This is a genomic window from Streptomyces sp. AHU1, from assembly GCF_045343905.1.
Classification (GTDB): domain Bacteria; phylum Actinomycetota; class Actinomycetes; order Streptomycetales; family Streptomycetaceae; genus Streptomyces; species Streptomyces triticiradicis.
Window position 1 is genome coordinate 6687739 of the sequence record NZ_CP174283.1, and the last position, 25289, is coordinate 6713027.

Genomic DNA, 25289 nt, shown 5'->3' on the forward strand with positions numbered 1-25289 from the left:
TTCATTCCCCCAGGTCGAGAGTGAGTTTGGTGACCGCGAACGCCTCGGCGTAGCGCGTGTTGCTTTCGATGCCGCGGATCCGGGCGAGCCCGAGGAAGGCCTCCCGGTCGTACCAGGGCCGGTGCCGCTGCGAGGGGTAGTGCTCCGCCAGCAGCCGCACCTTCTCCTCGGCGGTCTCCGGCGACAGCGGCTGGTACGCCGAGGGACGGCCGAGGTCGCCGTCCCACTTGACGATCTCGTAGCCGAGCACGAGGTGGTCGCGGAACGCGGTGGTCATGAGCTTCGCCAGGCCGCGGTGGTCCTGGTGCGCGTCGTCGGTGCGCGGGGCGAGCACGAGGTCCGGCTCCGTCCGCGCGCGCAGTTCCTCGACCGCGCCCTTGGCCTCGTCCCAGTGCGCGGGCAGCCGGCCGTCGGGCAGCTTGTGCACGGTCAGGTCGAGGTCGGCGCCCGGGCAGAAGGCGGCGAGCGCGGCCCGCTCCTCCTGTTCCCGCTCGCCGCCACCGCCGGAGAGCACCAGCGCGTCGACGCGGACGCCCGGATGCGCGCGGCACAGCGCCAGCAGCGTGCCGCCCGCGCCGATGGCGATGTCGTCGCAGTGCGCGCCCACCGCGACGATGCCGTTCAGGCGCCCGGCCCCCAGCCGGATCACGCGGCGCCGGCCCGGCTCGCGGGCACCCGTGCCACGGTGCCGCCGTGCTCCCACACGGCCCACGGACGGTCGCCCCGGGTGTAGGCCTCGTCGAGCGCGGCCCGTTCCTTCACGGTGTCGGTCGGCTTCCAGAAGCCGCGGTGCTGGTGCGCCACCAGCCTTCCCTGCTTGGCCAGTTGGGCACAGCCGTCGGCCACCAGGTCGCCGTTCTCCGGTATGTGGTCGAAGACCTCCTGGCGGAGCACGAAGTAGCCGCCGTTCTCCCACAGCGGCATGTCGCTCACCGCGGTGATGCCGCCCACCAGTCCGTCCTCGCCCAACTCCACGCAGTGGAACGAGGACTGCGGCGGGACCACCATCATCGAGGCGCCCGCGTCGCGCCGGGCGAAGTTGTCGATCATCTGAGGCAGCGGGGCGTCGGTGAGCACGTCGGCGTAGTTGGCGAGGAACATCTCGTCGCCGTCCAGGTGGTGGCGCACCCGGCGCAGCCGCTCACCGATGGGCGACTCGATGCCGGTCTGCGCGAACGTGATCGTCCAGTCGGCGATGTCGGTCGACAGCAGCTCGGTCCTCCCGCCGCGCAGCACGAAGTCGTTGGACGTCGTCTCCTCGTAGTTGAGGAAGAAGTCCTTGATGTGGTGGGCCCCGTACCCGAGGCACAGGATGAACTCCTTGTGCCCGAAGTGCGCGTAGTAGCGCATGACGTGCCAGATCAGCGGGCGCGGGCCGACCATCGCCATCGGCTTGGGCACGTCGTCGGACGTGCCGTTGCGCATCCGCATCCCGTAACCGCCGCAGAACAGGACGACCTTCATCGCTTGACCTCGACAATGCTCAGTTCCGGAATGGGGAAGACCAGCCGGCCGCCCCAGTCGTGCACGAAGGACAGCTGCTCGGTCAGCTCGGCCCGCAGGTTCCACGGCAGGACGAGGACGTAGTCCGGCTTGTCGGCGGCGATCCGCTCGGGCGACAGGATCGGGATACGGGTGCCCGGGGTGAACCTGCCGTGCTTGTAGGGGTTGCGGTCGACCGTGTACGCGAGCAGGTCGGGCCGGATGCCGCAGTGGTTGAGCAGGGTGTTGCCCTTGCCGGGAGCGCCGTAGCCGACGACGCTCTCGCCGCGCTCGGCCGCGTCGATGAGGAACCGCAGCAGGTCCCGGCGCACCTTGGCCACCCGGGCGGAGAACTCGGTGTACCCGGACAGCTCCTGCAGCCCGGCCGCCTTCTCCCGGTCGAGGACCTCGGCCACGCGGGCGGAGGGTTCCCCGGCCACCTCGGAGGGGCGGGCCCACAGCCGGATCGAGCCGCCGTGCGTGGGCAGCAGCTCGACGTCCACCAGGGAGAGTCCGCCGCTCGCAAGGGCTCGGATCGCGGACGCGACCGTGTAGTACTGGAAGTGCTCGTGGTAGATCGTGTCGTACTGGTTCTCCTCGATCAGGGTCAGCAGGTGCTGCACCTCGATCGAGACCCAGCCGTCGTCGGCGACCAGGGCGCGCAGTCCCTGGGTGAACCCGACCACGTCCGGGATGTGCGCGTACACGTTGTTGGCCACGACCAGGTCCGCCGGACCGTGTTCGGCGCGGACGGCCGAGCCGGTGTCCGGGGACAGGAACGCGGTGAGCGTGGGCACGCCCGCGTCCCGCGCCGACGCGCCGACGTTCACCGAGGGCTCGACGCCGAGGCAGCGGATCCCGCGGTCCACCACGTGCTTCAGCAGGTACCCGTCGTTGCTCGCGACCTCGACGACGAAGGAGTCGCCGTCGAGGCCCAGCCGCGCCGCCGCGCCGTCGACGAACGTCCGCGCGTGCTCCACCCAGGACGTCGAGAAGGAGGAGAAGTACGCGTACTCGCTGAACGTCTCCTCCGGCGTGATCAGCGGCGGGATCTGCGCGAGCCAGCAGTCGGTGCAGACGCGCAGGTGGAGCGGGTACGCCGGCTCCGGCTGGTCCAGTTGGTCCGCGGCGAGGAAACTCTCGCACGGCGGGGTCGCCCCGAGATCGACGACGCTCGCGAGCGCCGCGGCGCCGCAGAGTCGGCAACGTGTCATCAATGTCCCCCATCCCGCTCGCGCGGGTGTACCCGCGACGAGCCCGTTCTTTCCCCTGTCGGCGGCGGGCCGTCCCCGTCGCCGTACCGCCCCGCGATCGCGGTGCGGTACCCCTCCACCAGGCGCTCCAGCCCGACGGCCGGGCTGAAGTCCTGCTCGTAACGGCGCCGGGCCGCCTGTCCCATCTCCCGGTTGCGGACCTGCCCGGCCGTGATCAGGCGCAGGCAGGACGCGAGCGAGCCGGGATCGCCCGGCTGGTGCCGCAGCCCGGACACCCCGTCCTCGACGAGTTCCACGAAGGCCCCGTGATCGGCGGCGACGGCCGGGACCCCCGCCGCCATCGCCTCCACGACCACCAGGCCGAACGCCTCCAGCCAGGTCGACGGAGCCACCACGGCGACCGATCGCGCGATCGCCTTCCGGCACTCCGCCGTGTCGCACAGACCGGCGTAGCGCACGTCGTCCCGCCCCGCCGCCCAGGCGGCCACCTCCCGCTCCAGCGGCCCGGTGCCGGCGATCACGAGCGGCACGCCGATCCCGCCGCCGGAGGCGATCTCGTCCCACGCGGCCATGAGCAGCCGTACGCCCTTGGCCTCCGCGAGCCGGCCGAGATAGAGCAGGTGCTCGCCGTCGCCCTCCCGGACCACGCCGGGCTCGGGCACGAAGTTGTGCTTCACCGCCAGGCGTTCGGCCGGCATCCCGGCCCCCACCAGGACCTCGCGCTGCGCCGCGGAGATGCAGAAGAACCGCTCCACGCCGGACCACCAGCGCCGCCGGTTGACCGACAGGCTGACCGCGAGCGGCACCGTCGCCAGCCGGGAGTTCCGGTAGCAGCCGTGCCGGACGGCGGGCAGCGGCGTCGACCCGACGCACTCGGTGCACGGCCGGCCGTCCCGCTGCAGCGTGCCGGGCGGGCAGACCTGGGTGTAGTTGTGCAACGTGGCGACGGCGGGCACGCCCGCGTCGGCGCAGGCGGCCAGCACCGCCGGCGACAGCAGCGGGAAGACGTTGTGGACGTGCACCACGTCCGGCCGTTCGGCGCGGAGCTTCGCCGCGAGCTCCCTGCGGACCGCCGGGTTCCACGGCACCCGCAACGGCAGCGCGGCCTTGGCCGGCAGGGACAGGGAGCCGATGTCGTCGCTGCGCCGCTCGAACAGCTCGACCTGGTGGCCGGCCCCGCGCAGCAGTTCCACCTCCTGGTCGACGACCTTGTTCTCACCGCTCGGCTGTGCCGAGGCGTAGCGGTTGTGCACCACGATGACGTGCATGCTCAGCCCACCTCCGTTCTCTGGGCCCAGCGCGGGACGCGCCGCCTTCGGGGGACTTCGGGTACCGGCGGGGGAGCGGCCGGGGCGGGCGTCGCCAGCAGCGAGGCGGCCACGGCCAGGTGCAGCAGGTACGGCGAGGCGTCGCCCAGTCCGGCCTCGGTGTACGACGCGATCGCGCAGTAGCTGATCAGGAAGATCGCGCAGGCCCTCGACAGCGACGGCGGACGCAGCAGCGCGACACCGCCCAGCACGGTGATGAACGCCGCCACCAGGCAGACGCCGATCATGCCCTGCTCGTTGTAGACGGCCAGCCAGCTGTTGTCGATCGGCAGCCCGTCGAACGACTTGTCGCCCAGACCGGCGCCGAACAGGTACTCCGTGGTGCTCCGGGGCGCCGCCAGCAGGGCGTGCCAGACCTTGGCCCGGCCGGTGAGGCTGGAGAAGTTCTCCTGGCTCTGCCCGCGCAGGAACCACGTCTGCAGCGCGGAGGCGAACCCCACCGCGGCCACCGCGGCGATCGCCACCGCCCAGGTGAAGAAGCGGCGGGCGGCGGCGCTGGTCAGCATGAGCGAGCCGATCGCCAGCGCCAGCCCGAGGAGCAGGCCGAGCGTGGCCGTGCGGGTGTGGGTCAGGGCGAGCAGGACGAGGGAGGGCACGATGACCACGGCCGCGCTGGTCCCGTCGGTCCGGCGGCCCATCAGGAGCAGCACGGTCAGCCCGATGATCACCGCGGCGTACTGTCCGATCTGCGGCGGGGTGAGCGGCCACAGCGCGCCGACCAGACGCCCGCCGTAGAGGTCGGGCAGGGCCGCGCCCGGTGAGGCGACCAGACCCGCGGCCACCGTCCCGAGCACCGCCAGGTACATCCGGATGTGGTGCCGGACGAAGGTCGTCCCGCCGTCCCACCAGCGGCTGAGCAGCCACAGCGTGCCGACGAAGAGGGCCAGCCGGAAGCAGCGGAACAGCGCGCCGAACCCGGACTCCAGGTGCACGCTGGAGATCACGCTCGACACCAGCAGCAGGGTGAGCAGCAACACGTAGGAACTGGCCCGTACGCGCAGCCGGACGTTGACCACGAGCGCCAGCGCGAACGCGGTGACCAGCGCGCCCATGGTGACCATCTGGATGAGGGAGCGGGGCAGAGGGACGATGGTCTTCGCCCCGGCGGAGCCGAGCGTGTTGAGGATCAGCAGTCCCCAGACCGTCCCGACGATCTTCGGAGTGCGGTCCGTGCCCATCTCAACCACCGTCCTGGGCGCGGAAGGTGCTGCCCGCGTCCTGCTGGTACGGCGTGCCCCGCCACTGCCCGGAGTCGAGTATCCGGCTCGGGTCGTGGGCGACGAACCTCCACGGTCCGACGTAGGTGTTGTCGTGCCAGCGGTTGTGCTGCTTGCCGGTGATCGCCTCGGCCACCCGGTCGCCCTGGTACGGCGACCAGTCCGGATAGGTGCCGTAGTTGGCCAGCACCGCCATGCGGTCGCACTTCACGGTGCAGCCGACGACGGACTTGTCCAGCACGAAGCGGTTGTTGTGGATGTCCACCCGCTGGGTTCTCCACCGGCAGTCGTCGTAGAGCGGTGCGGTGGCGATCGCCGGCCGCACGCAGCGCTTGGTGTTCTTCACCAGCAGCGTGCAGTCGCCGGACGAGGTGTTGGCCGGGCTGTTGCAGAACCGGTCGGCGTTCTCCCACAGGGTGATCCCGGACCAGTTGTCCTCCAGCAGGTTCCGGTCGATCTCGATCTTGTCGGTGCGGGCCCGGACCCGCGGTTCACCGCCGGACTCGGACAGGTAGACCGTCGCGAACGGGAAGCTGTCGCCGCGGTCGGCGTACTTGCGGCCCTCGACCCAGTTGTTCCGCCGGATCGTGTTCCCGCGGACGACCGCGTTGTAGCTGGTCTCGTAGATCAGCGCGGCACCGTCGTTGGCCTCGAGCACGTTGTCCTCGATGAGGAAGTCGTTGTTGTTGGTGTCCGCCCACAGCCCGGTTCCCCGGTTGTCGTGCACCCAGTTGCCGCGTACGTCGGCACCGTCGACGGCCCAGAACTTGACGCCTCCGGTGCAGCCGCAGCCCTCCTGCTTCCGCTCCCAGTCGTCGGTGTTGTTGCCCGTGATCTCGTTGCCCTCCAGGACCAGGCCGCTGAGGGGACCGTTGCCCTTGTACGCGTTCATGCCGTACTGCCCGTTGTCGCGCAGACAGCTGGCGCGGACCTGCTGACGGGCACCGGCCATCAGCCCGGCGCCGGAGTTGTCCTGGATCGTCGCGTGCTCGATCACCCAGCCGTCGGCCGAGTCGTGGTTGACCACGCCCTCGTTCTGCGGGGCGACGAAACCCCGCACGGTCAGGTAGCGGATGGTGACGTCGGGGGCGCCGCCGGAGAACGCGTACTGGTTGGTCCTCCGGCCGTCGAGCACCGCGCCCGGCGCGCCGAGGTAGACGTCCCCCTTCTTGGGGACCACCTGGGCGTAGCGGTCCTTGTCGAGCCTGTGCCTGCCCGGCCGGAGCCAGAACGTGGTGCCCGGGGGATGGCTCTTGGTCTTCGCGGCCAGGTCACCGGCCTTGGCGGGGTCGACCGTCACCGCGCCCGCCGGTGCCTTCGCCGGCCCGGACGCGGGCTCGGCGCACACCCGGGCCACGGTCGTGGCCGGCCCGGCGGTCGGCTTCAGCCGCGTGCTCGGCGCGCTGTCGCAACCGGTCGCCATCGGCAGGGCCAGCGCCAGCAGTGCCGCCGGCAGCGCCCAGTGCCGCCCCTTGATCCCCAAGCGCCCTTCCCCCCTAGCCCCGGAACCCGAGTACGGTCGTGAACTCCCGCGTGCCCTCGGCGAAGCCGGTGCCGACCAGCGTCGTGGCGGGTTCCTTGCGTCCGAAGCCGGCGGAGTACCAGCCCAGCGGCGGCTCGCTCTCGCCGCGGTGCGCCCGCCAGTCCAGCTCCCCGGGCAGGTCGAGCACCGCGGAGCGGTCCTCGCCGTCCCGGGTCCAGGTGAGCCGCGCCCGGTTCCCCTCCAGGTCCGCGGTGACCGCCGGGCCGAGGTGGAACGCGAGGCGCACGGCCCGGCGCGGGCCGCGCACCTCGTCGACCACCTTCAACTCCCGGCTCGCGGCCGTCAGTTCCACCCGGCGGCGGTGCACGGAGGGCTCGTAGCCGTCGTGCTCGGCGCACCAGCGGGCCACTGCCTCGCCGGACGTGTCCGCGACCAGGACGCGGCTGCGGGCGTGCCGGGTCCACAGGAACGGACCGCCGGAGCCGGACTGGTCGGTGCCGTCCAGCTCCAGGGTGTTGTGGCCGAGGGTGGAGCGGAAGTACCGCCGCCACTCGGGCTGCCCGTGGTAGCAGTACGTCCCCGGATCGGCGAGCACGTCGACGCCGTCGTGCCGGACCTCCACGGACAGCGCGTCCGCGTGGGCGTGCGCGGCGATGGACAGGAAACCGTGCGGACCGCCGTCGCAGCGGGCCCAGATCTCCTCCGGACCGCGCAGGATCGTCATGCCCGCGTCGGTGAAATGGGCCGGCCGGGCCGCCGGGCGGGTCACGGTCCCGTCCTTCGCGTACGGCCGGACGAGCGCGGCCAGCAGCGAGGTGCGCACATCGGTGCCGGTCACCTCCGGCCACCAGCCGAGCCGGCCGAACACGGCCTCCCCGGTGGCCAGCAGCGAACCCCAGCGGTCGGTGCCCGCGCCGTCCACGACCAGACCGTGTCCGTCGTCCGCGTCGCCCTGGCGCGGCGGCCGCAGCCGGTTGTCCACGACGGCCGCGAGCGCGTCCGTCATCCGCAGCAGCACCAGCCGGACCGTCGCCGGGACCGGTACGCCCGCGGCGTCCGCCTCGGCCAGCGCGGCCAGGCCCAGCTCCAGCACCAGCCCGTGGTACTCGGTGGCCAGCTCCCGGTTGAGGCCGGAGCCGAAGGTGTTGGCCCGCAGGTTCCGCTCCAGCGAACGCAGCGCGTCGGTCCGCCAGCGCGCCGAGGAGGGGAACCATCCGAACGCGCAGGACGCGGCGAGCTGCCCGGCGGCCTCGGCGATGACGTGGTTGTTCGCCGAGGAGCCCCGGCTGGGGAAGGCGGCCAGCCAGCGCTGGTGGTGCCAGATCTGCTCGCGCGCCTCCGGATTGTCCTCGAACAGCGCGGCCGCGCCCGGCCAGCCGTCGAGCAGCCGGCGGATCCACACCCAGGACAGCAGCCGGATCCCCAGCTCGATGCCGCTGGTCCACTGCACCCCGCGCAGCGGCGTGTTGACCGCCCACCACGACCGCAGGTGCGTGGCCACCCGTTCCGCGTACCGCTCGTCCCCGGTGACCGCGTAGGCGGCGGCGAGCACGGTGAGGTACTGGTGCCGGGACGGCTCCCAGATCTGCTTGATGTCCCCGACCGCCTCCTCGTCGCGGTACGGCACGTCGAAGGCGTACACCAGCGGGGCCCGGCGCCAGGTCTTCGGGTCGAACGACCAGTCCGGGGCGGCCATGTCGTGGCGCTCCACCCCGAAGAACTCGGCGTGCCCGTCCATCAGCCGGTCCGCCTCGGCGACGAGACGCTTCGCGGCGTCCGGCGGCACGGCGTCGACCGTCCCCGCGGGCAGTACCGCGGTGAACCGGGCGCCGCGCACGCTCGGGCAGACCGGCTGCGCCGACCGCCAGCGCCGTCTGCGCACCGTGTCGCCCACCCGGCCGCCGACCTCCCGCGGCCCCATCCGGGACAGCCGCCGCAGGTACCATCCCGTGCTCATGGTCATCGGGCGTCCGCCAGCGTCACGGGCGCGCCGCCGGCCAGGCCGGCCTGCACGGCGAGGGTGGCCGCCGTCGTGGCCACCAGCGACTCCAGCGGCACCGGCATCGGACCGCCGGTCCGGACGGCCCTGACGAACGCGGCCAGTTCGGCGGACTGGCCCTTGTCCCGGGCCTTGGGCAGCCGCGAACTGACCCACCGCTTGTGTCCGGACCCGCCGTCGAAGTACACCGAGGCACGGACGAAGTCGTCGAGCCGCAGCACCTTGCCGTCCGCGACCAGGTCCAGGGTCTCCTTGGGGAAGCCGGACGCGCCGGTGGTGACGTAGCTGATGGTGGCGGTGGATCCGTCCGGGTAGCGCAGCACGATCTGCAGGTCCTCGTTGCCGGACGGGGCGACCGCGTACACCGAGACCGGATCGGCGTCGAGCAGCCAGCTCGCGGTGTCGATGAAGTGCCCGCCCTCGCCGGCGAACCGCGAGCCCTCGGTGCCCTGCTGGAGGTACCAGCTGCCGTGGTCGAGGCGGCCCGCGTTGACCAGGTAGCGCAGGCTCGCCGGACCGGTCCTGGCACCGAACCGCTTCCTGGCCTCCTGCAGCAGCGGCGCGAAGCGGCGGTTGAAGCCCACCTGGATCCGGTCGTTGCCGGACTCCTCCACCGCGGCGAGCACACCGGCCAGTTCGTCCTCGGTGAGCGCCAGCGGCTTCTCCACGAACACCGTCTTGCCCGCCAGCAGCGCCTTGCGGGTCAGCTCGGCGTGCGAACTGTGCCGGGTGACCACGAACACCGCGTCGACGGACTTGTCGCCGAGCACGGCGTCGAGGTCGGTGGTCGCCTCGGCGAAGCCGAACTTGCGCTGCGCGTTGGCCGCGGACAGCGCCGTCGTGGTGACGACGGTGGACAGCTCGACGCCGTCGCGCTGGGTCAGGTGCGGCAGCAGCATCGACGTCGCGTAGTTGCCCGCGCCGACGAACGCGAGGCGCACCGGCGTCCTGACGGGCCGCACCGGGGCGGACCCCTTGCCCTCGGTCCGCTTCACCGCGGGCACGGTCACCGCGGGGGCCTCGGCCTCCACCGCCTGCTCGGGGTAGCGGAACAGCACGGCCACGGCCTTCAGTTCGCCGTCCTTCAGGCTCCGGTACGTCTCGACGGCGTCGTCGAAGTCGGCGATGTGGGAGATCAGCGGCTCCACGTCGACCTTGCCGCGGGCCACGAGGTCGAGGAAGCACGCCAGGTTGCGGCGCTCGGTCCAGCGCACGTAGCCGATCGGGTAGTCCCGGCCCTCCAGCTCGTACGCCGGGTCGTAGCGCCCGGGTCCGTAGCTGCGGGAGAACCGGACGTCGAGCTCCTTCTCGTAGTACGCGTTCCACGGCAGGTCGAGGCGGCACTTGCCGATGTCGACGACCCGGCCGCGGTCCCGGCAGAGCCGTGCCGCCAGCTCGACGGGCTGGTTGCTGCCGCCGCCGGCGGCCAGGTACACCTGGTCCACGCCGTGACCGTCGGTGAGTTCGGCGACGGAGTTCTCCACGGCCGCGGAGGAGGGATCGCCGCAGGCCGCCGCGCCCAGGCTCTCGGCGAGCTCGCAGCGCGCCGGGTCGGGGTCGACGCCGACGACCCGGACGCCCGAGGCGGTCAGCAGCTGCACCACCAGCTGCCCGATCAGCCCGAGGCCGATGACCAGCGCCACCTCGCCGAGCCCTGACTCGCCCTGGCGGACGCCCTGCATCGCGATCGACCCGACGGTGCCGAAGGCCGCGTGCCGCGGCGCGAGACCGTCCGGCACCGGCGCGTAGAGGTTCTTCGGCACCCAGTTCAGCTCGGCGTGCAGCGCGTGCTCGTTGCCGGCGCAGGCCACGAGGTCGCCGACCTTCACGTCGTCGATCCCGGCGCCGACCTGCTCGACCACCCCGCACAGCGAGTAGCCCAGCGGTGTGTAGGAGTCCAGCTTGCCCATCACCTTGCGGTAGGTGGCGGGCACCCCGTTGGTGGCGACGCTCTGCACGACCTTGGCCACCTGGTCCGGCCGGGAGCGGGCCTTGCCCAGCATCGACATGCCGGCCTCGGACACCTTCATGAGCTCGGTGCCGGTGGAGATCAGCGAGAAGGCGGTCCGCACCAGCACACCGCCGGGCTTGCACCCGGGGACCGGCACGTCGAGCAGCGCGAGCTCACCGCTCTTGTAGTTCTGTACGACCTGTTTCACAGAAGTCCTCTTGTCTCTGTTGTCTTATGCCGTCACGGCAGACTTCTGGCCGGCCTGGGAGGTTGCGCCGCGATACCAGTACTCGAGGGTCAGCACGTGCCACAGATGCTTGGAGAAGTCCCGCTGCCCGGCGGCGTCCTCGGCGACCATGCGCGCCAGGGCGTCCCGGCGCAGGAGCCCGGAGCGGACCAGTTCGCCGTCGTTCACCACCTCGCGCACCAGCGGTGCCAGGTCCCGGCTCATCCAGGCCCGCAGCGGTGCGCTGAACAGGCCCTTGGGCCGGTACACGATCTCCCGCGGCAGGACCGAGGTGGCCGCCTCCTTGAGGACGGCCTTGCTCTGCCGTTTGACGATCTTGCGGTCACCGGGGACGGCGAACGCCGCCCTGACCACCTCGACGTCCACGTACGGCACCCGCACCTCGGTGGAGGCGGCCATGCTCGACCGGTCCGTGTACGTGAGGTTCAGACCCGGCAGGAACATCCGGGCGTCGCCCAGGCACATGCGGTTGACGAAGTCGTCGAGGTCGTTGTCCTCGTAGACGTCCGCGTGCTCGGTCAGCACGTCCTCGACCGTCCCGGCGAGGTCCGGATCGATCAGGGCGAGCAGCTCGTCCTGGTCGTACATGGTGTAACTGCGCCGGAACGCGGTCTCCTCCGGCAGATCGGCGAAGGACAGGAACCGCTTGGCGAAGCGCACCGACCGGTACCCCCGGCGGGCCGAGGCGACCGGCAGCCGGTCCACGGCCGCGGACAGGCCGCGCCGCAGGGGCCGCGGGACGCGCTGGTAGCGCAGCGCGATCAGGTTGGCCAGGTGCTTGCGGTAACCGGCGAACAGTTCGTCGGCCCCCATTCCCGAGAGCATCACCTTGACCCCGGCCTCCCGGGCGGCCGAGCAGATCAGGAACGTGTTGATCGCGGCGGGGTCGCCGATCGGCTCGTCCAGGTGGTGCGTCATCCGCGGCAGCAGGTCGAGCACGTCCGGGGCGATCTCGATCTCGTGCAGGTCCACGCCGAACTCCGCGGCGACCTGCCGGGCGTAGCGCAGGTCGTCGGGCATCGCCTCGAACTTGGCGTCCTCGGCGCGGAACCCGATCGTGTAGGCGGAGATCCCGGGCCGGTCGCGGGCCGCCAGCGCGGTCAGATAGCTGGAGTCGAGACCGCCGGAGAGGAAGGTCGCCACGGGCACGTCGGAGAGCAGGTGGCGCCGGGTCGACTCCTCCACGACGGCGGCGATGTCCGGCAGTTCGCCGCTGCGGGCCCGCTCGCGCCCCTCGGCGGCGACGTCCCTCAGGTTCCAGTACCGGCCGCGCTCCACCCGGCCGTCGGGCCGGAACCGCATCCAGCTCCCCGGCGGCAGCTTCTCCGCCTCGCGGAACGCGCACCGTGAGTCCGGCACCCAGTAGTACAGCAGCGACGCCACCAGCGCGGCGTGGTCCACCTCCAGCGTGCCGCCGGTCACCGCGGCCAGCGCCTTGAGCTCGGAGGCGAACACCAGGCCCGGGCCGCGCCGCAGCAGGAACAGCGGCTTGATGCCCAACTGGTCGCGGGCGAGCACCAGTTCACCGGTGCGCTCGTCGAAGATGCCGAACGCGAACATGCCGCGCAGCCGCGGCAGGCAGTCGGTGCCCCAGCGCCGCCAGGCCTCCAGCAGCACCTCGGTGTCGGAGGTGCCGCGGAAGCGCACCCCGGCGGCCTCCAGCTCGGCGCGCAGCTCGGGCGCGTTGTACAGCTCGCCGTTGTACGTCAGGACCAGGCCGCCCGAGACCATCGGCTGGGCGCCGGTCTCGGACAGGTCGATGATGGCCAGTCGGCGGTGCCCGAGGTGCACCTCGCCGTCACCGGCGGGGTGGCTGTAGCGGCCCGCCCCGTCCGGACCGCGGTGGGCGAGGGTGTCGGTGAGCCGGTCGGCCACGGCCTTCCCGTCCGGCCACCGGTACGTGCCTGCGATGCCACACATGTACTACCGAGCCTCCTGGTCACTGTCCGGGACGCGGGCCGCCCACATCGGCAGCCGCTCCGTCCGCGGCCGGTCCTCCCCCACCGCCTGAACGGCGGGGGAGGTACCCCCACCGCCCTGCCGGGCCGGACGGTCGTTCTGGCCGCGCAGCGCGGTGAGCGGCCCGTCCCACAGCGTGCCGTCGGTCCGGTCACGCGGATCGGGGTCGATCAGCACCACACCGATCACCGCGACGCGCTGGTCCGCGAGCTGCCGCGCCACGGTGTGCAGCCACGCGGCGCTGCCGTGCCCGGCGCGCACGACGAGCACGGTCCGGGTGCCCAGGTACCGGAGGTCGGTCCACGCAGTGCCGGGCGCCACCGAACCGACGCCGATCCGGCGTTCCTGGTGCGGTACGTCCGCGGCGTCGGCACCACCGACCACGGCCGGGTCTCCCGGCTTCGGGCGCCGCCTGCTGAGCTGTGGGCCGGGCAGGCCGTCGACGACGACCACCGGTCCGTCCGCCGCCAGTGCCCTGGCGAGGTCCAGGGCGATCGCGCCCGCGTTGCGGGCACAGCCCAGTTCCAGCAGCGACACCGGTTCCGCGGAGCCGCGCGCGGCCCGGGCCAGGGACGTGGTGAGCCGTTCGCGTGCCGCCCGGTTCCGGCGCCGCCGCCACAACCTGGCCTTCCGGCGGGGCAGTTCCGTGATGACCGAGGCGCCGAGGTTCGACGCGATGTCCCGGCGCAGCACGGGGCGGTCCGCCACCACCGAGCCGACCGCGGCCACGGAGAGGCCGAGGACGAGGCCGAGGACCAGCCCGACCGCGCCGTTGGTGGCGGCGTTCTTCGGCAGGGAGGCCTGCATCGCGCTCGGGGTGTCCACGATCTGGGTGCCGGCGACGAGTTGGGGCGTGCCGATGCGCGCGTCCGCGGCGCGCTGGCTGAAATCGGTGATCCGCGAGGTGAGTTCGGCCCGGCGGGCGAAGAGCGACTCCAGGTCCGCCGACGCCGTCGGCCCGGTCTGCGTCGATCCGTCCCCGATCGCCTTGTTGACCTTGGCGAGTTCGCCCTGCATACGGTCACGCTGGTCGAGCAGGGCCTTCGCCTCGGCGGTCGCGGCATCCTTGATCCGCTTCACGTGGTCCGCGACGAACGCGTCGGCCAGCGCCTTGGCACGGGCCTCCGCGTCCGCGTTGCTGTCACCCGTCACCGTGATCTGCAGCAGGTTGTTGGTCAGGCCGGCACCCGAGTACTCCTTCATGAAGTCCTCCGGTTTTTCCGAGGACTTGAGGGACTTCAGGGCCTGGCCGGCGATCCGCGTGGTCTGCAGCAGCGCGACGTCGGTGCGGATCAGTGTTCCGGGGTCGTTCGGCTGGTCCTCCCGGTGCGCGACCAGCACCTTGGTCACCGCGGTCGGCGGCGCCGGCATCAGGATCGCCACCGCGGCGCCCGCCAGCAGTCCCAGCAGTCCCGTGGAGCACCAGAAGCGGCGCCGTCTGCGGACCGCCACCACCAGTGCCTGCAGGTCCACCAGCGGAGTGGCGGCCGACGACTCCGGCGTCGTACTCGTCGTCACCCTGCACTTCCCTTCACGTCATGGCCCACCGCGAGCACCGGCGTGGCGGCCTCCCGGGGACGGTCGGCGGCCCGCGCCGGAACGGTCCGGGCCGTTCCGGCCAGTACGACGCCGACGACCTCGTGCCGGGCGTCCGCGCACGCCTCGGCGATGCCGGCGAGTTCCCCGGCGGTCCAGTTGCCCGGGCTCAGCACGACCAGGGCCCCGGACTCGTCGCCGCGGTCGGGCACCATCGGCCGGGACACCGGGACCTCCACCAGCCGCAGCAGCGGATCGCCGCCCGCCTCGGCGACGAGTTCCACGGCGGCCCGGCGGGCGATCCAGTCGCCGTCCGGGACGACGACCAACAACCGCCGGGGGGCGGGCAGCCGGTCCCGGAGACGGGCGCACACCCGCCGGTAGTGGATCAGCCTGCCGGCCTCGTCGCCGTACACCTGCGGGGCCGGTACGTCCCAGCGGACGTCGACACCCAGCAGCCGGCGGATCCCGGCCCGCGGGCCACGCCCCTCCGGCCGGTGCGTGGGCCGGGACCCGGCCACGTCGACGGTGCCCAGCAACGTCGAACCCAGTGCCGCGGCGATCTCCGGCCGGGTGCGCAGCCGACGGCTCATCCGCGCCGCGGTGAGATGGCCGATGACCCCGAGCAGCAGGAACAGCAGCGCCCCGGCGGCGATGAGCTGCGTCCGCGTCGGCGGTGCCTCTCCGGTCGGCCGGGCCGCCGGGCCCATGACGACCATGTGGGCCTTGTTGGCGGCCGGATCGGACTGGTTCAGCTTGGTGATGGCTTCCTGCAGCGTCGTACGCAGCTTCTCCAGCTCCGTACGGGCCTGCACGCCCTCCACGGTCCTGCCCGGATCGGCCGCGTCGGCCAGCTGCGTGATGCGGCGGCTGGTCTGCGTCACCGTCTCCTGGAGCGCCTCGCGCTGCGCCGCCGCCTCGGGGTCGCTGTTGTCGTCCACGACCCGCGCGGCGAACGTGACGAACTGCTGGGCCACCGCGTCGGCGAGCTGCTGCGCGCGCTCCGGGGTCTCGGCCGTGCCCGAGATCTCGATGATGTTCCCGTCGGAGGTCTTGGCGCTCACCCGCTCGCGCAGCTCGCTCTTGGAGACCCCGGACCAGTGGAGCGTGCCGGCCGCCTGGTCGACCACGACCGAACTGGTCGCGATCTCCTCCTGGGTCAGCAGCTCGCGCTCCTCCCACGCCCCCGGCAGCAGCACCGACGCCGACGTCGTGTACTGCGCGGGGAACAGCAGGGAAGCGCCGTACCCGACGAGCGCGCCCGCGAGGGCGAGGGCGGCGAGGAGCCGCCAGCGCCGACGGATGATCCGCCCGACGGTGGCCAGGCGTATCGTGTCATCGTTCAACGGTGCGGCCTCCGCCCTGTGCACGGTCCGGGTCGCCCGCCGACGCCGGAGCGGCGTCACCGCAGGCGGCGGCGTAGGCGGCGAGCAGCGAGGCCTGCGAGTTGCGCCAGGAGAGCGGGCCGCTGATCCGCTCCTGGCCGATCTTGCCCATCAGGGCCCGCTTCTCCGGATCGTCCATGAGCCGCGCGACGAGCCGCGCGAACTCGGCCTCGTCGTTGGCGGGCGCGTAGACGGCGGCGTCACCGGCGGAGACGCGCGCCTCCCGGAGGTCGAACGAGACGAGCGGCCGGCCCATCACCATGTACTCGAGGACCTTGTTCATGGTCGACACGTCGTTGAGCGGATTGTGCGGGTCGGGGGAGAGGCAGACGTCCGCGGTGGACAGGTAGCGCACCAGATCGGCGTCCGGGATGCGCCCGGTGAACTGCACCTGATCCGAGAGCCCGAGCTGCCGGGACAGCTCCACCATCGCGTCGAAGGTGTCACCGCCGCCCACGAACACCGCGTGCCAGTCGCTCCGCCCGACCTCGTCGCGCAGCTTCGCCAGGGCCCGCAAGGCGTAGTCGACGCCGTCCTGCGGGCCCATCACGCCGAGGTAGCACAGCAGATGGGGCTTGCCGCGCTTCAGCTCCGGCTCCGGCGGCACGGGGTGGAAGCGGTCGATGTCGGGCGCGCTGCGCACCACGAAGACGTCCTCGGGCCGCTTGCCGCCACGGCTCACCGCGACGTCCCGGTAGCTCTCGTTCGTGGCGATCACGACGTCCGCGGTCCGGTACGTCATCCGCTCCAGCGCGCACACGCCCCGGTAGAGCAGGTCCTTGCCGCGGCCGAACCGGGAGAGGTACAGCTCGGGCACCAGGTCGTGCTGGTCGAAGACGAACCGCGCGCCGCGCCGCTTCAGCCACCGGGCCGGCAGGAACAGCAGGTCGGGCGGGTTGCAGGCGTGGACGACGTGCACCGGGCCGACCTTCCGGGCCAGCCGGAAGGTGTGCCACAGCGCCGACCCGTACTCCCGCAGGTAGCCGGCCGGTCCTCCGGTGGCCGCGCGCAACGGGTAGCGGTGGATCCGCACCCCGTCGATCACGGCCTCCGGCTCCGTGTCCCGCTTGCTGCCCTGCGGGCAGATGACGTGCACCGTCCAGCCCGCGTCGCGCAGTGTCGTGCACTCCTGCCACACCCGCCGGTCGAACGGCACCGACAGGTTCTCCACCAGGATCAGCGCGCGCCGGCCCGGCCGGGCGCCCCCGGTCTTTTCACCAAGCAAGGCCCATGTATCCCGGTTCGGCCCGGCGCGCGTCGGCGTCGGGAAGGTGGACGAGGTCGACGATGACGGGGCCGTCACCGTGGGGAAGCGCCGCCAGCACGGCCGGATCCTTGGTCCCGACGAGGCACACCTCGGCGTGCTCCAGCACCTCGTCGACGGAATCCGCGAGCAGCTGCGCGAGGTGCGGCAGCCGGGTCTCGATGTACTCGCGGTTCGCGCCGAGCAGCCGGGACAGGCTCACGTTGGCGTCGTGGATCCGCAGGTCGTAGCCCTTGCCGAAGAGCCGCTCCGCCAGCTCGACGAGCGGGCTCTCGCGCAGGTCGTCGGTGCCGGGCTTGAAGGACAGCCCGAACAGACCCACCCGGCGCTTGCCGGTGCGCTCGACCAGCTCCACCGCACGCTGCAGATGGTCGGCGTTGGAGGGCAGCACGTGGGACAGGATGGGCACCGACACGTCGGCCCGCTGCGCCGCGTGGACCAGGCTGCGCAGGTCCTTGGGCAGGCAGGAGCCGCCGAAGGCGAAGCCGGGCCGCAGATAGGCGGGGCTGATGTTCAGCTTGCGGTCGGCCAGGAACACGTCGATCACCTGGTGCGAGTCCACCCCGAGCGCCTGGCACACCGCGCCCAGCTCGTTCGCGAAGCCGATCTTGAGGCCGTGGAACGCGTTGTCCGCGTACTTGATCGCCTCGGCCACCGGGACCGGTACCCGGAACACGTCGCCGGGCAGGCCCGCGTACAGCTCCGCCACCACGTCGCCGCTCGCCGCGTCGAGTTCGCCGATGACGGTCTTGGGCGGGTCGAAGAAGTCCCGCACGCTGGTGCCCTCGCGCAGGAACTCCGGGTTGACCGCGACCCCGACGTCCACGCCGGCCGTGCCCCCGACGGCCTTCTCCAGGATCGGCACCAGCAGGTTCAGACAGGTGCCCGGGAGCATGGTGCTGCGGAACACGACGGTGTGCCGCCCGCCCCGCTCGGCCAGCGCGGTACCGATCTCCTCGGTGACCCGCTCCAAGTACGTGGTGCACAGACTGCCGTTGGGCTCCGACGGCGTGCCCACGCAGATCAGCGACACCTCGCTGTTCGCGATCGCCTCACGGACGTCGGTGGTGGCGCGTAAGGCGCCGCTCCCCACGACGTCGGCGACGAGTTCGCCGATCCCCTCCTCGACCACCGGGGCCTTGCCGTCGTTGACCAGGTCGACCTTCACCTGGTTCACGTCGACACCGACGACCTCGTGTCCCTGGCCGGCCAGGCACGCGGCCGACACGCAGCCCACGTAGCCGAGCCCGAAAACGCTGACCTTCATGACCCGTTCCTCCCCCCGGTCAGGCCCCTGCGGCCTGCCGTCCGCACCCCTGCCCGACGACGCCCAGCGCGCATCAGTAGGCCCCCTGCCCGTACAGCACCGCACGCAGCGTCTTCCACAGGATCACCGTGTCCAGGGCGAGCGACCAGTCCTCCACGTACCGCAGGTCCAGCCGCACCGCCTCCTCCCACGACAGGTCGCTGCGTCCGCTGATCTGCCACAGACCGGTGAGTCCGGGCTTGACCAGCAGCCGCCGCCGGATGTCCGGCCCGTACGCGGCGGACTCCTCCGGCAGCGGGGGCCGCGGACCGACGAGCGACATCGATCCGGCCAACACGTTGAAGAGCTGCGGGAGTTCGTCGATCGAGTACCGGCGCAGCACCGCGCCCACCCGGGTCACCCGCGGATCCCGGCGGACCTTGAACAACAGACCGGCGCCCTCGTCGAGGCCGGCCAGCTCGGCACGTGCCTTGTGGGCCCCGACGATCATGGTGCGGAACTTGAGGATCGTGAACTCGCGGCCGTTCTTGCCGACCCTGCGCTGGCGGTAGAACGCCCCGCCCCGGCTGTCCAGCACCACGAGCAGCGCGACGAGCAGCATCAGCGGCGCGAACAGCAGGATCAGGAGCGCCGCGCCCAGCCGGTCGACGACCACCTTGACCGCCCGGCGGCCCCCGGTGAAGGTCGGCATGCTGACCCGCAGCAGCGGGATCCCGAGCACCGCGTCGACGTGCAGCCGCGGGCCGGCCACCTCCATCAGCACGGGCGCCACGACCATCTCGGCATCGCTGCCCTCGAGGTTCCAGGCCAGCCGCTGCAGCTTGTCCGGCGACCAGTGCGGGTCCGGTGTGACGGCGACGACGCGGTAACCGTCGCGGTGGACGTGGTTCGCGACGTCCGCCAGCCGGCCGACGACCGGAACCCCGTCCAGCTGGTCACCGTCGAGCCCGTGACCGTCCGTCGTGCACACCGCCTCCACCCGCCAGCCCAGGTGCGGGAACTTGCGGGTCCGGGTGACCAGGTCGCGCACGGTGGCCGGGCTCCCGGCGGCGAGCACCGGCCGCAGGCAGCGCCCTTCCTTCCGCTGTTTGTGCAGCCACAGGCGCAGCAGATACCGCTCCGTCATGGTGACCAGCGCGATCGCGGGGATCGCGACGAAGATCCAGAGTTTGATGTTGCGCGAGGTGAGGGCGATCCCGCCGAGCGCCAGCACGACGGTCGCCGTGAACAGCGAGCGTCCGAGCCGACGGAATTCCTCGGCGCCCTGGCCTAATACGGCCGGTGCCCACGCCCGGCTCACCCAGAGCGACCCCAGCACCAGCAGTTCGGTGCCGAAGGCGAGAATCCCCCACTTCTCATGCCAGTTGGCCGCGTCCCGGGCCCCGAAGAAGTTGCCGATCGCCGCCACCACGCAGGCGGTGGCCACCGTGTCGCTGGTGATGACGGTACGGCGGTACCGCTGCTCCCAGTCGGTCGCAGGCTGGTTCATCGCCTCGTCCGTCAGACGCCCGCGTGCAGACGGAAACGGGCGTACTAGTCCCCCTTGCCGCACAGAACCCCCCAGGTTCCAGTGATTCGACGTGTTCGCCCAACACTGTTCCTCGCTCCGGGAGGCACCCCCGCCCCCCGTATCGCGCCGCGCCGTTCCTCCCCGGGAGGCCCCCGCCTCCCGCGCCGCGCTCTTTCCTCCCCCGGGAGGCCCGCCTCCCATGCACGACATCCCGAATGTTTCGGGATTGTTTGAACAACTGCCCCTGATGACAGTGGACTTGATCGCCCGTCGGACACCCGAGGTGGCCGGGAACCGTCGAAGCCCCGGGTGCTCCCCGCACCCGAGCCCTCTCGAGCCCGAGAACCGATCACCCCCAAGTCTGGTGCCGAGGAAGCCCATGCTGGCATCCCATGGCACCGGACCTATAGATCATTATTGGTCGGCTCGTGTCCGAACAGGTGAAGCACGGTCAATCTAGACCATCGGGGCCGTCAGGGAGAGGGGGATGTGTGGAATTTGTGCCCAAGTCTTGAGGTCGGATTCACGGATCGGCGACCACCCGCGGCTGCTCGGACGTCACCGAACGCTCCGGTGGCAGTGGCTGGTGGGCTTCAACGGGCCTTCCGTGGGGCCTGGTTCGGAAACGAGTTCGGTGACAGATCTTCCTCGGACGGCTGAGTCACCGTCACCCGTACCGCCGCCGTGCGGTCATCTGCCCCGTCTGCTGCGGGCGTTGGCTTCGGCGACCCGGGCGCTCAGCGACTCCGTCGGAGTGAGGGAGCGGAGGAGGCCGGGGTCGGCGTCCCATTCGAGACCCCCGGCGAGCGGGCGGAGCTGGACGTACGGGCCCACGTGATCCATGACCCGTCCCACACGGTCGCGGGCGGTGTCGTGGACGATCGCGCCGACGGGGTGGGGCGTCGTCGCGTGGTCAGGGTCTCGGGGTGTGGGGGGCATCGGCGTCCTCGTCGGTCCGGTCCCGCGGGGTGCGGGTGTCATGAGAATGCGGCCGGACGCGGACGGCCGTGCCGTGGAGGCGCCCGTGCTTCCCCACGGCGCGGAGGTCGTTCCACACCTTCCACGCGGGCGACGGGTCCTCGGAGGCGGTCCCGCTTCCGTGTGGACCTTTCCGGTTTCACGGTCGGGCCGGGCCGGGCGGATGTCACCTTGTGGTCGGGGTGTCGAGGGCCGACGGCTCGGAAGGAGGGACGGCCGTATGCCACAGCGGCGCGTTGTCACCGGCCGCAGCCAGGAGCCGCGGCGGCGGTTCGCCGAGGAGCTGCGGACGTTGCGGGCCGGGAGCGGAACGAGCCTGCGGGCACTCGGTGAACGGCTTGGCTGGGACTGGTCGCTGTTCGGCAAGATGGAGAACGGCGAGACGCTGGGGAGCCCGGAGGTCGTCCAGGCGCTCGACCAGCACTACGGGACACCGGGTCTGTTGCTCGCGCTGTGGGAGCTGGCCGCCGGGGACCAGACGCAGTTCCGGGAGCGGTACCGGCGGTACATGGCGCTGGAGGCGGAGGCGGTGAGCCTCTGGCACTTCGCGGTGAGCGTGCTGCCGGGGCTGCTGCAGACGCCGGGGTACGCGCGAGAGGTGCTGGCGGCGGGCGGGCTCAGGGGGAAGGAGCTCGAGCAGCAGGTCGAGGCTCGGATGGGGCGCCGGGAGTTGTTGGAGGGGGAGGACGCACCGCCGTTCCGGACGATCCTGTCGGAGGCGGTGCTGCGGACGCCGTTGCGGGATGCGGGGGAGTGGCGGGGGCAGCTGGAGTACGTGGCGGAATCGGCGGAGCGGCCCAACGTGACCTTGCAGGTGCTTCCGTTGAGTGCGGGCATGCATGGCCTGGACAGCACTGCGCTGATGTTCCTGCGGCTCCCGGGCAGTCTTACGGTTGCGTATACCGAGAACGCACACCGTGGCGAACTCATCGAAGCGGACGCACCGGTTGAGCGACTGCAGCGTGCGTACGATGCGATGCGTGACCTGGCGTTGTCCCCGGCCGAGTCGCGGAAGTTCGTCCTGGCCCTCCTGGAGGAAGTACCGTGCGAGGCATCGACCTGAAGGCCGTCAACTGGCGCAAGAGCTCGTACAGCAACTCCGATGGCGGCGAGTGCGTCGAGGTCTCCGACGACTTCGCCGGTGTCGTCCCGGTGCGGGACAGCAAGGTTCCGCACGGCCCGGTCCTCGTGTTCCCGGCCGCCGGCTGGACTTCCTTCGTCTCGGCGGTCCGGAGCGGGCGGCTGGGCGACTGAGCCGACGTACCCGGAGGCGAATTCACGCCCTTTCGTAGTCCGGGAAGGCCGCACGGGATAAGAGGTGCGCCCGGAACATCCATGGGCATACCGGAAGCCGTGAGCGGGGAGATTCGAAAGCCCCATGTGTGCGAATAATGCGATTCCGGCGGCATCTCGCCTTTGCCGTGCCGGTGGAGCGCGGTCCCCGCGAGTGCCGTCATGGAAATGACCGCCCCCCGGTGTCCATTTCGACATGTAATGGGTCCACAGGTCCTCCGTCGCCTTGGCCGGCAGTTGTGATGCACGCCGGTCGAGGGAACCTCCCGGCCTGTGATGCCGTCAGACATGGAGGGACGTCGAGCGATATGAACAGACGAAGAGTCTGACTCGCCGTCCCCGTTCTCGGCGTGACGTTCGTGCCGCGTGCGGGAAGCTGTGAATCGGCGCGTAATGTAAGGCGCCGGAAATCCTTTTCGGGGACGCCCGTTGTGCGGCGATCCCCGGATTTCCCCATTCCCACCTCGAGGTGTCACCGGTTCGGCCGTCCGGCGAACAGGTGACCCCTTCCCGTTCCTCCTGGAGTACGGAAGCACGTGAAGACGAAGAGAACGGCGGACGGCGCTGCCCGGAAGCGCGTGTCACGCCACCGGCTGGCCGGTTTAGCGGCGGCGGGCGCGCTGACCGCGGGAACCCTGGCCGCTCTGGTGCCGACGGCCGCGCAGGCCGGAACCGCCGACCGGGCCGGAACCACCGCCCCGGCCGGATCGAGCGCACGACAGCGGGACTTCACGGCCGCCGCCGCCAAGTACCACGTCCCCGTAGGGGTGTTGCTGGCCGTGGCGTACCAGGAGTCGGCGTGGGACGCCCACTCGGGCGAGATGAGCACCAGCGGCGGCTACGGTCCGATGCACCTCACCGACGTCACCCCCGCGATGCTGGCCGGCGGTCCGGCCGGAGCGGTGGGGCGGGCGGACCTCGCGGCCAGGGCGAAGGACCCCGCCCTGCACACGCTGCAGGCCGCGGCGAAGCTCACCGGTCTGACCCCCGCCGAACTGCGCGACGACCCCGCCGCCAACATCGCGGGCGGTGCCGCGCTCCTGGCCTCCTACCAGCAGGCCGTCTCCGGCGGCCGGCCCTCGGACGCGGGCCGGTGGTACGGGGCGGTGGCCCGCTACAGCGGCTCGTCGCAGAAGCGCAGCGCCACCGCGTTCGCCGACCGCGTCTTCGCCACCGTCAGGAACGGGGCCACGCGCGTCACCCAGGACGGCCAGCGGGTGACCCTGGGCGCCGACAGCGGGGTCCGTGCCGACAAGGGGCAGTTGGACAGGCTCTCCCTGGCCGGCGTCGCGACGGCGGCGGCGACCGAGTGTCCGGCGGAGGTCTCGTGCACCTTCGTACCGGCGGCCTCGTCCAACGGCCAGGTCTCCAACCGTCCGGCCAACGGCATCAGGATCGACACGATCGTCATCCACGACACCGAGTCGTCGTACGAGTCGGCCATCGCGACGTTCCAGAAAGCGGGCGGCGCTTCCGCGCACTACGTGATGCGGGCCTCGGACGGCGCGGTGACGCAGATGGTGCCGACCAAGGACGTCGCCTACCACGCCGGCAACTACTCGACGAACCTGCACTCCATCGGCATCGAGCACGAGGGCTACGCCGCGCACGGGGGCACCTGGTACACCGAGGCGCAGTACGAGGCCACGGCGTCCCTGGTGCGCTACCTCGCGGACCGCTTCGGCATCCCGCTGGACCGTGAGCACATCATCGGCCACGACAACGTCGCCGGTCCGAACTCCAGTCTCGTCGCGGGCATGCACTGGGACCCGGGCGCGTCCTGGGACTGGGAGCACCTGATGAGCCTGGTCGGCGCTCCGGTGACGGGCGAGCACGGGGTCGGCCCGGTCGGCTCGGCGGTGACGATCACTCCCGGCTTCACCGAGAACCAGCAGACCGTGCAGGTCTGTCCCATCGACGATCCCACCGGTGCCACTCCTTCGTGCACCGAGCGGCAGCAGTCCTCCAACTTCGTCTTCCTGCGCACCGCTCCCAGTGACACGGCCCCGCTCTTCGGCGATCAGGCCATCCACAAGGGCGCGGCGGGCACCGACCAGATCAGCGACTGGGGGTCCACCGCCCAGGCGGGGCAGCAGTTCGTCGTGGCGGGTGTCGAAGGTGACTGGACCGCCATCTGGTACAGCGGCTCCATGGTCTGGTTCCACAACCCGGGCGGCGTCAACACCACTCCCGCGCACGACGTGACGCTGGTCTCCGCCGCGGGCACCACGCCGGTGGCGGTCTACGGCTCCGGCTACCCCGACCGGGCGGAGTACCCCGCGGGGCTGTCCCCGTCGACGCAGGCGCCGATCAGCTGGTACACGGTTCCCGTCGGTCAGGCGTACGTCGCCACCCGGCCGCCGGCCAACACCGTCGACTACTTCACGTCCGGAGCGGTCGTCACCGGCGCCAAGCAGATGTACACCATCCAGTACAACCACCGTGTCGCGCTGGTCTACTCGTCGGACGTGACGGCGACCGGCGTCTGACCCCCGGCTCCGGCCCGTCACGCCCACCCGCCCGACGGGCGGCGCGCGTGGCCGGGCCGGCCGGGGCCCTCGGGGGCGCGTGCCCCGCGTACCCCGCGTACCCCGGCCACTCCGCCCCGACCTGCCGGGTTCTTTTCCGAGACCTTCGTATGCTGGGTGCGTGAGGCGGACTTCTTTTGCGAACTGGCCCTGTTCCATCGCGCGCACGATGGACCTGCTCGGCGACTGGTGGACACCGCTGGTGCTGCGCGAGGCGTTCTACGGGATCAAGCGCTTCGACGCGTTCCAGCAGGAGCTCGGCATCGCGCGCAACACCCTGACCGACCGGCTCCGCCGGCTGGTCGACGAGGGGCTCATGGAGAAGCGGGCCTATCAGACGGACCCGGTGCGGTACGACTACGTGCTCACCGAGATGGGCCGGGACTTCTTCGGGGTGCTGGCCGCCATGAACAGCTGGGGCAACCGCTGGCTCGGCGGTGAGCGGGGGGCGCCGGTCGTCTTCCACCACGACCGCTGCGGGCACGAGGCCGAGGCCGCGGTGGTGTGCGCCGACTGCGGCGAACCGATGACGGCCGAGGACACCCGTCCGCGGATCGGCCCCGGCTACCCGCCCCACCTCGCCGAACGGCCGGACATCCAGAGGCGTTTCAGCGCCTGAGCGGGATCCGGCCTCCCGGTCCGTCCTCG

19 protein-coding genes are annotated in these 25289 nt (G+C 71.8%); 4 read left to right on the forward strand and 15 right to left on the reverse strand.

The genetic code is table 11. From position 1 onward, the window contains the following. Position 1: 1 nt before the first annotated feature. From ACICHK_RS29775 to ACICHK_RS29845, 15 genes are all read right to left on the reverse strand, one after another. Positions 2–649 (reverse strand): PIG-L deacetylase family protein, encoded by a 648-nt coding sequence (locus tag ACICHK_RS29775; protein ID WP_151468691.1) that lies wholly within the window; start codon positions 647–649, stop codon positions 2–4. Further along, positions 646–1464 carry a sugar phosphate nucleotidyltransferase gene (locus tag ACICHK_RS29780; protein ID WP_406839259.1) on the reverse strand — a complete coding sequence of 273 codons (819 nt, stop codon included), beginning with the start codon at positions 1462–1464 and terminating at the stop codon, positions 646–648. Before ACICHK_RS29780 ends, ACICHK_RS29775 begins: the two co-directional genes overlap by 4 nt. Beyond that, entirely contained in the window at positions 1461–2696 is a 1236-nt protein-coding gene (locus ACICHK_RS29785) for a methyltransferase domain-containing protein (protein ID WP_406839260.1), read from the reverse strand. Before ACICHK_RS29785 ends, ACICHK_RS29780 begins: the two co-directional genes overlap by 4 nt. Further along, on the reverse strand, positions 2696–3964 hold the full coding sequence (locus ACICHK_RS29790; protein WP_406839261.1) for a glycosyltransferase: 1269 nt from the start codon (positions 3962–3964) through the stop codon (positions 2696–2698). Before ACICHK_RS29790 ends, ACICHK_RS29785 begins: the two co-directional genes overlap by 1 nt. Positions 3965–3966: 2 nt before the next feature. Next, the gene (locus ACICHK_RS29795) at positions 3967–5202 is read right to left on the reverse strand and encodes an O-antigen ligase domain-containing protein (RefSeq protein WP_406839262.1); all 1236 of its coding nucleotides are present in this window, start codon (positions 5200–5202) and stop codon (positions 3967–3969) included. Position 5203: 1 nt separating this feature from the next. After that, complete coding sequence (locus ACICHK_RS29800) at positions 5204–6724, reverse strand: right-handed parallel beta-helix repeat-containing protein (protein WP_406839263.1); 1521 nt, start codon at positions 6722–6724, stop codon at positions 5204–5206. A gap of 13 nt (positions 6725–6737) precedes the next feature. Then, complete coding sequence (locus ACICHK_RS29805; RefSeq protein ID WP_406839264.1) at positions 6738–8687, reverse strand: alginate lyase family protein; 1950 nt, start codon at positions 8685–8687, stop codon at positions 6738–6740. Continuing rightward, positions 8684–10882: a bi-domain-containing oxidoreductase gene (locus ACICHK_RS29810; protein ID WP_406839265.1), complete on the reverse strand. Its 2199-nt coding sequence runs from the start codon at positions 10880–10882 to the stop codon at positions 8684–8686. Before ACICHK_RS29810 ends, ACICHK_RS29805 begins: the two co-directional genes overlap by 4 nt. 24 nt (positions 10883–10906) lie before the next feature. Next, entirely contained in the window at positions 10907–12841 is a 1935-nt protein-coding gene (gene asnB / locus ACICHK_RS29815; protein WP_151468683.1) for an asparagine synthase (glutamine-hydrolyzing), read from the reverse strand. 3 nt (positions 12842–12844) lie between these two features. Further along, a complete protein-coding gene (locus ACICHK_RS29820) occupies positions 12845–14398 on the reverse strand; it encodes a Wzz/FepE/Etk N-terminal domain-containing protein (protein ID WP_406839266.1) in 1554 nt (517 codons plus the stop codon). Continuing rightward, complete coding sequence (locus ACICHK_RS29825; protein WP_406839267.1) at positions 14395–15762, reverse strand: polysaccharide biosynthesis protein; 1368 nt, start codon at positions 15760–15762, stop codon at positions 14395–14397. The genes ACICHK_RS29820 and ACICHK_RS29825 overlap by 4 nt, the downstream gene beginning before the upstream one ends. After that, positions 15752–17026 carry a glycosyltransferase family 4 protein gene (locus tag ACICHK_RS29830; protein WP_406839268.1) on the reverse strand — a complete coding sequence of 425 codons (1275 nt, stop codon included), beginning with the start codon at positions 17024–17026 and terminating at the stop codon, positions 15752–15754. The genes ACICHK_RS29825 and ACICHK_RS29830 overlap by 11 nt, the downstream gene beginning before the upstream one ends. Beyond that, entirely contained in the window at positions 17016–18332 is a 1317-nt protein-coding gene (locus ACICHK_RS29835; protein WP_406839269.1) for a nucleotide sugar dehydrogenase, read from the reverse strand. Before ACICHK_RS29835 ends, ACICHK_RS29830 begins: the two co-directional genes overlap by 11 nt. Positions 18333–18405: 73 nt before the next feature. Further along, positions 18406–19884 (reverse strand): sugar transferase, encoded by a 1479-nt coding sequence (locus ACICHK_RS29840; RefSeq protein WP_151468678.1) that lies wholly within the window; start codon positions 19882–19884, stop codon positions 18406–18408. 648 nt (positions 19885–20532) lie between these two features. Further along, a complete protein-coding gene (locus tag ACICHK_RS29845) occupies positions 20533–20781 on the reverse strand; it encodes a hypothetical protein (RefSeq protein WP_151468677.1) in 249 nt (82 codons plus the stop codon). A 259-nt stretch (positions 20782–21040) separates the two neighbouring features. Here ACICHK_RS29845 and ACICHK_RS29850 point away from each other — a divergent pair, with 259 nt between their 5' ends. From ACICHK_RS29850 to ACICHK_RS29865, 4 genes are all read left to right on the forward strand, one after another. After that, on the forward strand, positions 21041–21883 hold the full coding sequence (locus ACICHK_RS29850; RefSeq protein ID WP_406839270.1) for a helix-turn-helix domain-containing protein: 843 nt from the start codon (positions 21041–21043) through the stop codon (positions 21881–21883). Further along, positions 21865–22074 (forward strand): DUF397 domain-containing protein, encoded by a 210-nt coding sequence (locus ACICHK_RS29855; RefSeq protein ID WP_406839271.1) that lies wholly within the window; start codon positions 21865–21867, stop codon positions 22072–22074. Before ACICHK_RS29850 ends, ACICHK_RS29855 begins: the two co-directional genes overlap by 19 nt. Before the next feature lie 575 nt (positions 22075–22649). Next, entirely contained in the window at positions 22650–24602 is a 1953-nt protein-coding gene (locus ACICHK_RS29860; RefSeq protein ID WP_406839272.1) for an N-acetylmuramoyl-L-alanine amidase, read from the forward strand. A 160-nt stretch (positions 24603–24762) separates the two neighbouring features. Further along, positions 24763–25260: a winged helix-turn-helix transcriptional regulator gene (locus ACICHK_RS29865; RefSeq protein WP_406839273.1), complete on the forward strand. Its 498-nt coding sequence runs from the start codon at positions 24763–24765 to the stop codon at positions 25258–25260. Positions 25261–25289: the final 29 nt, after the last annotated feature.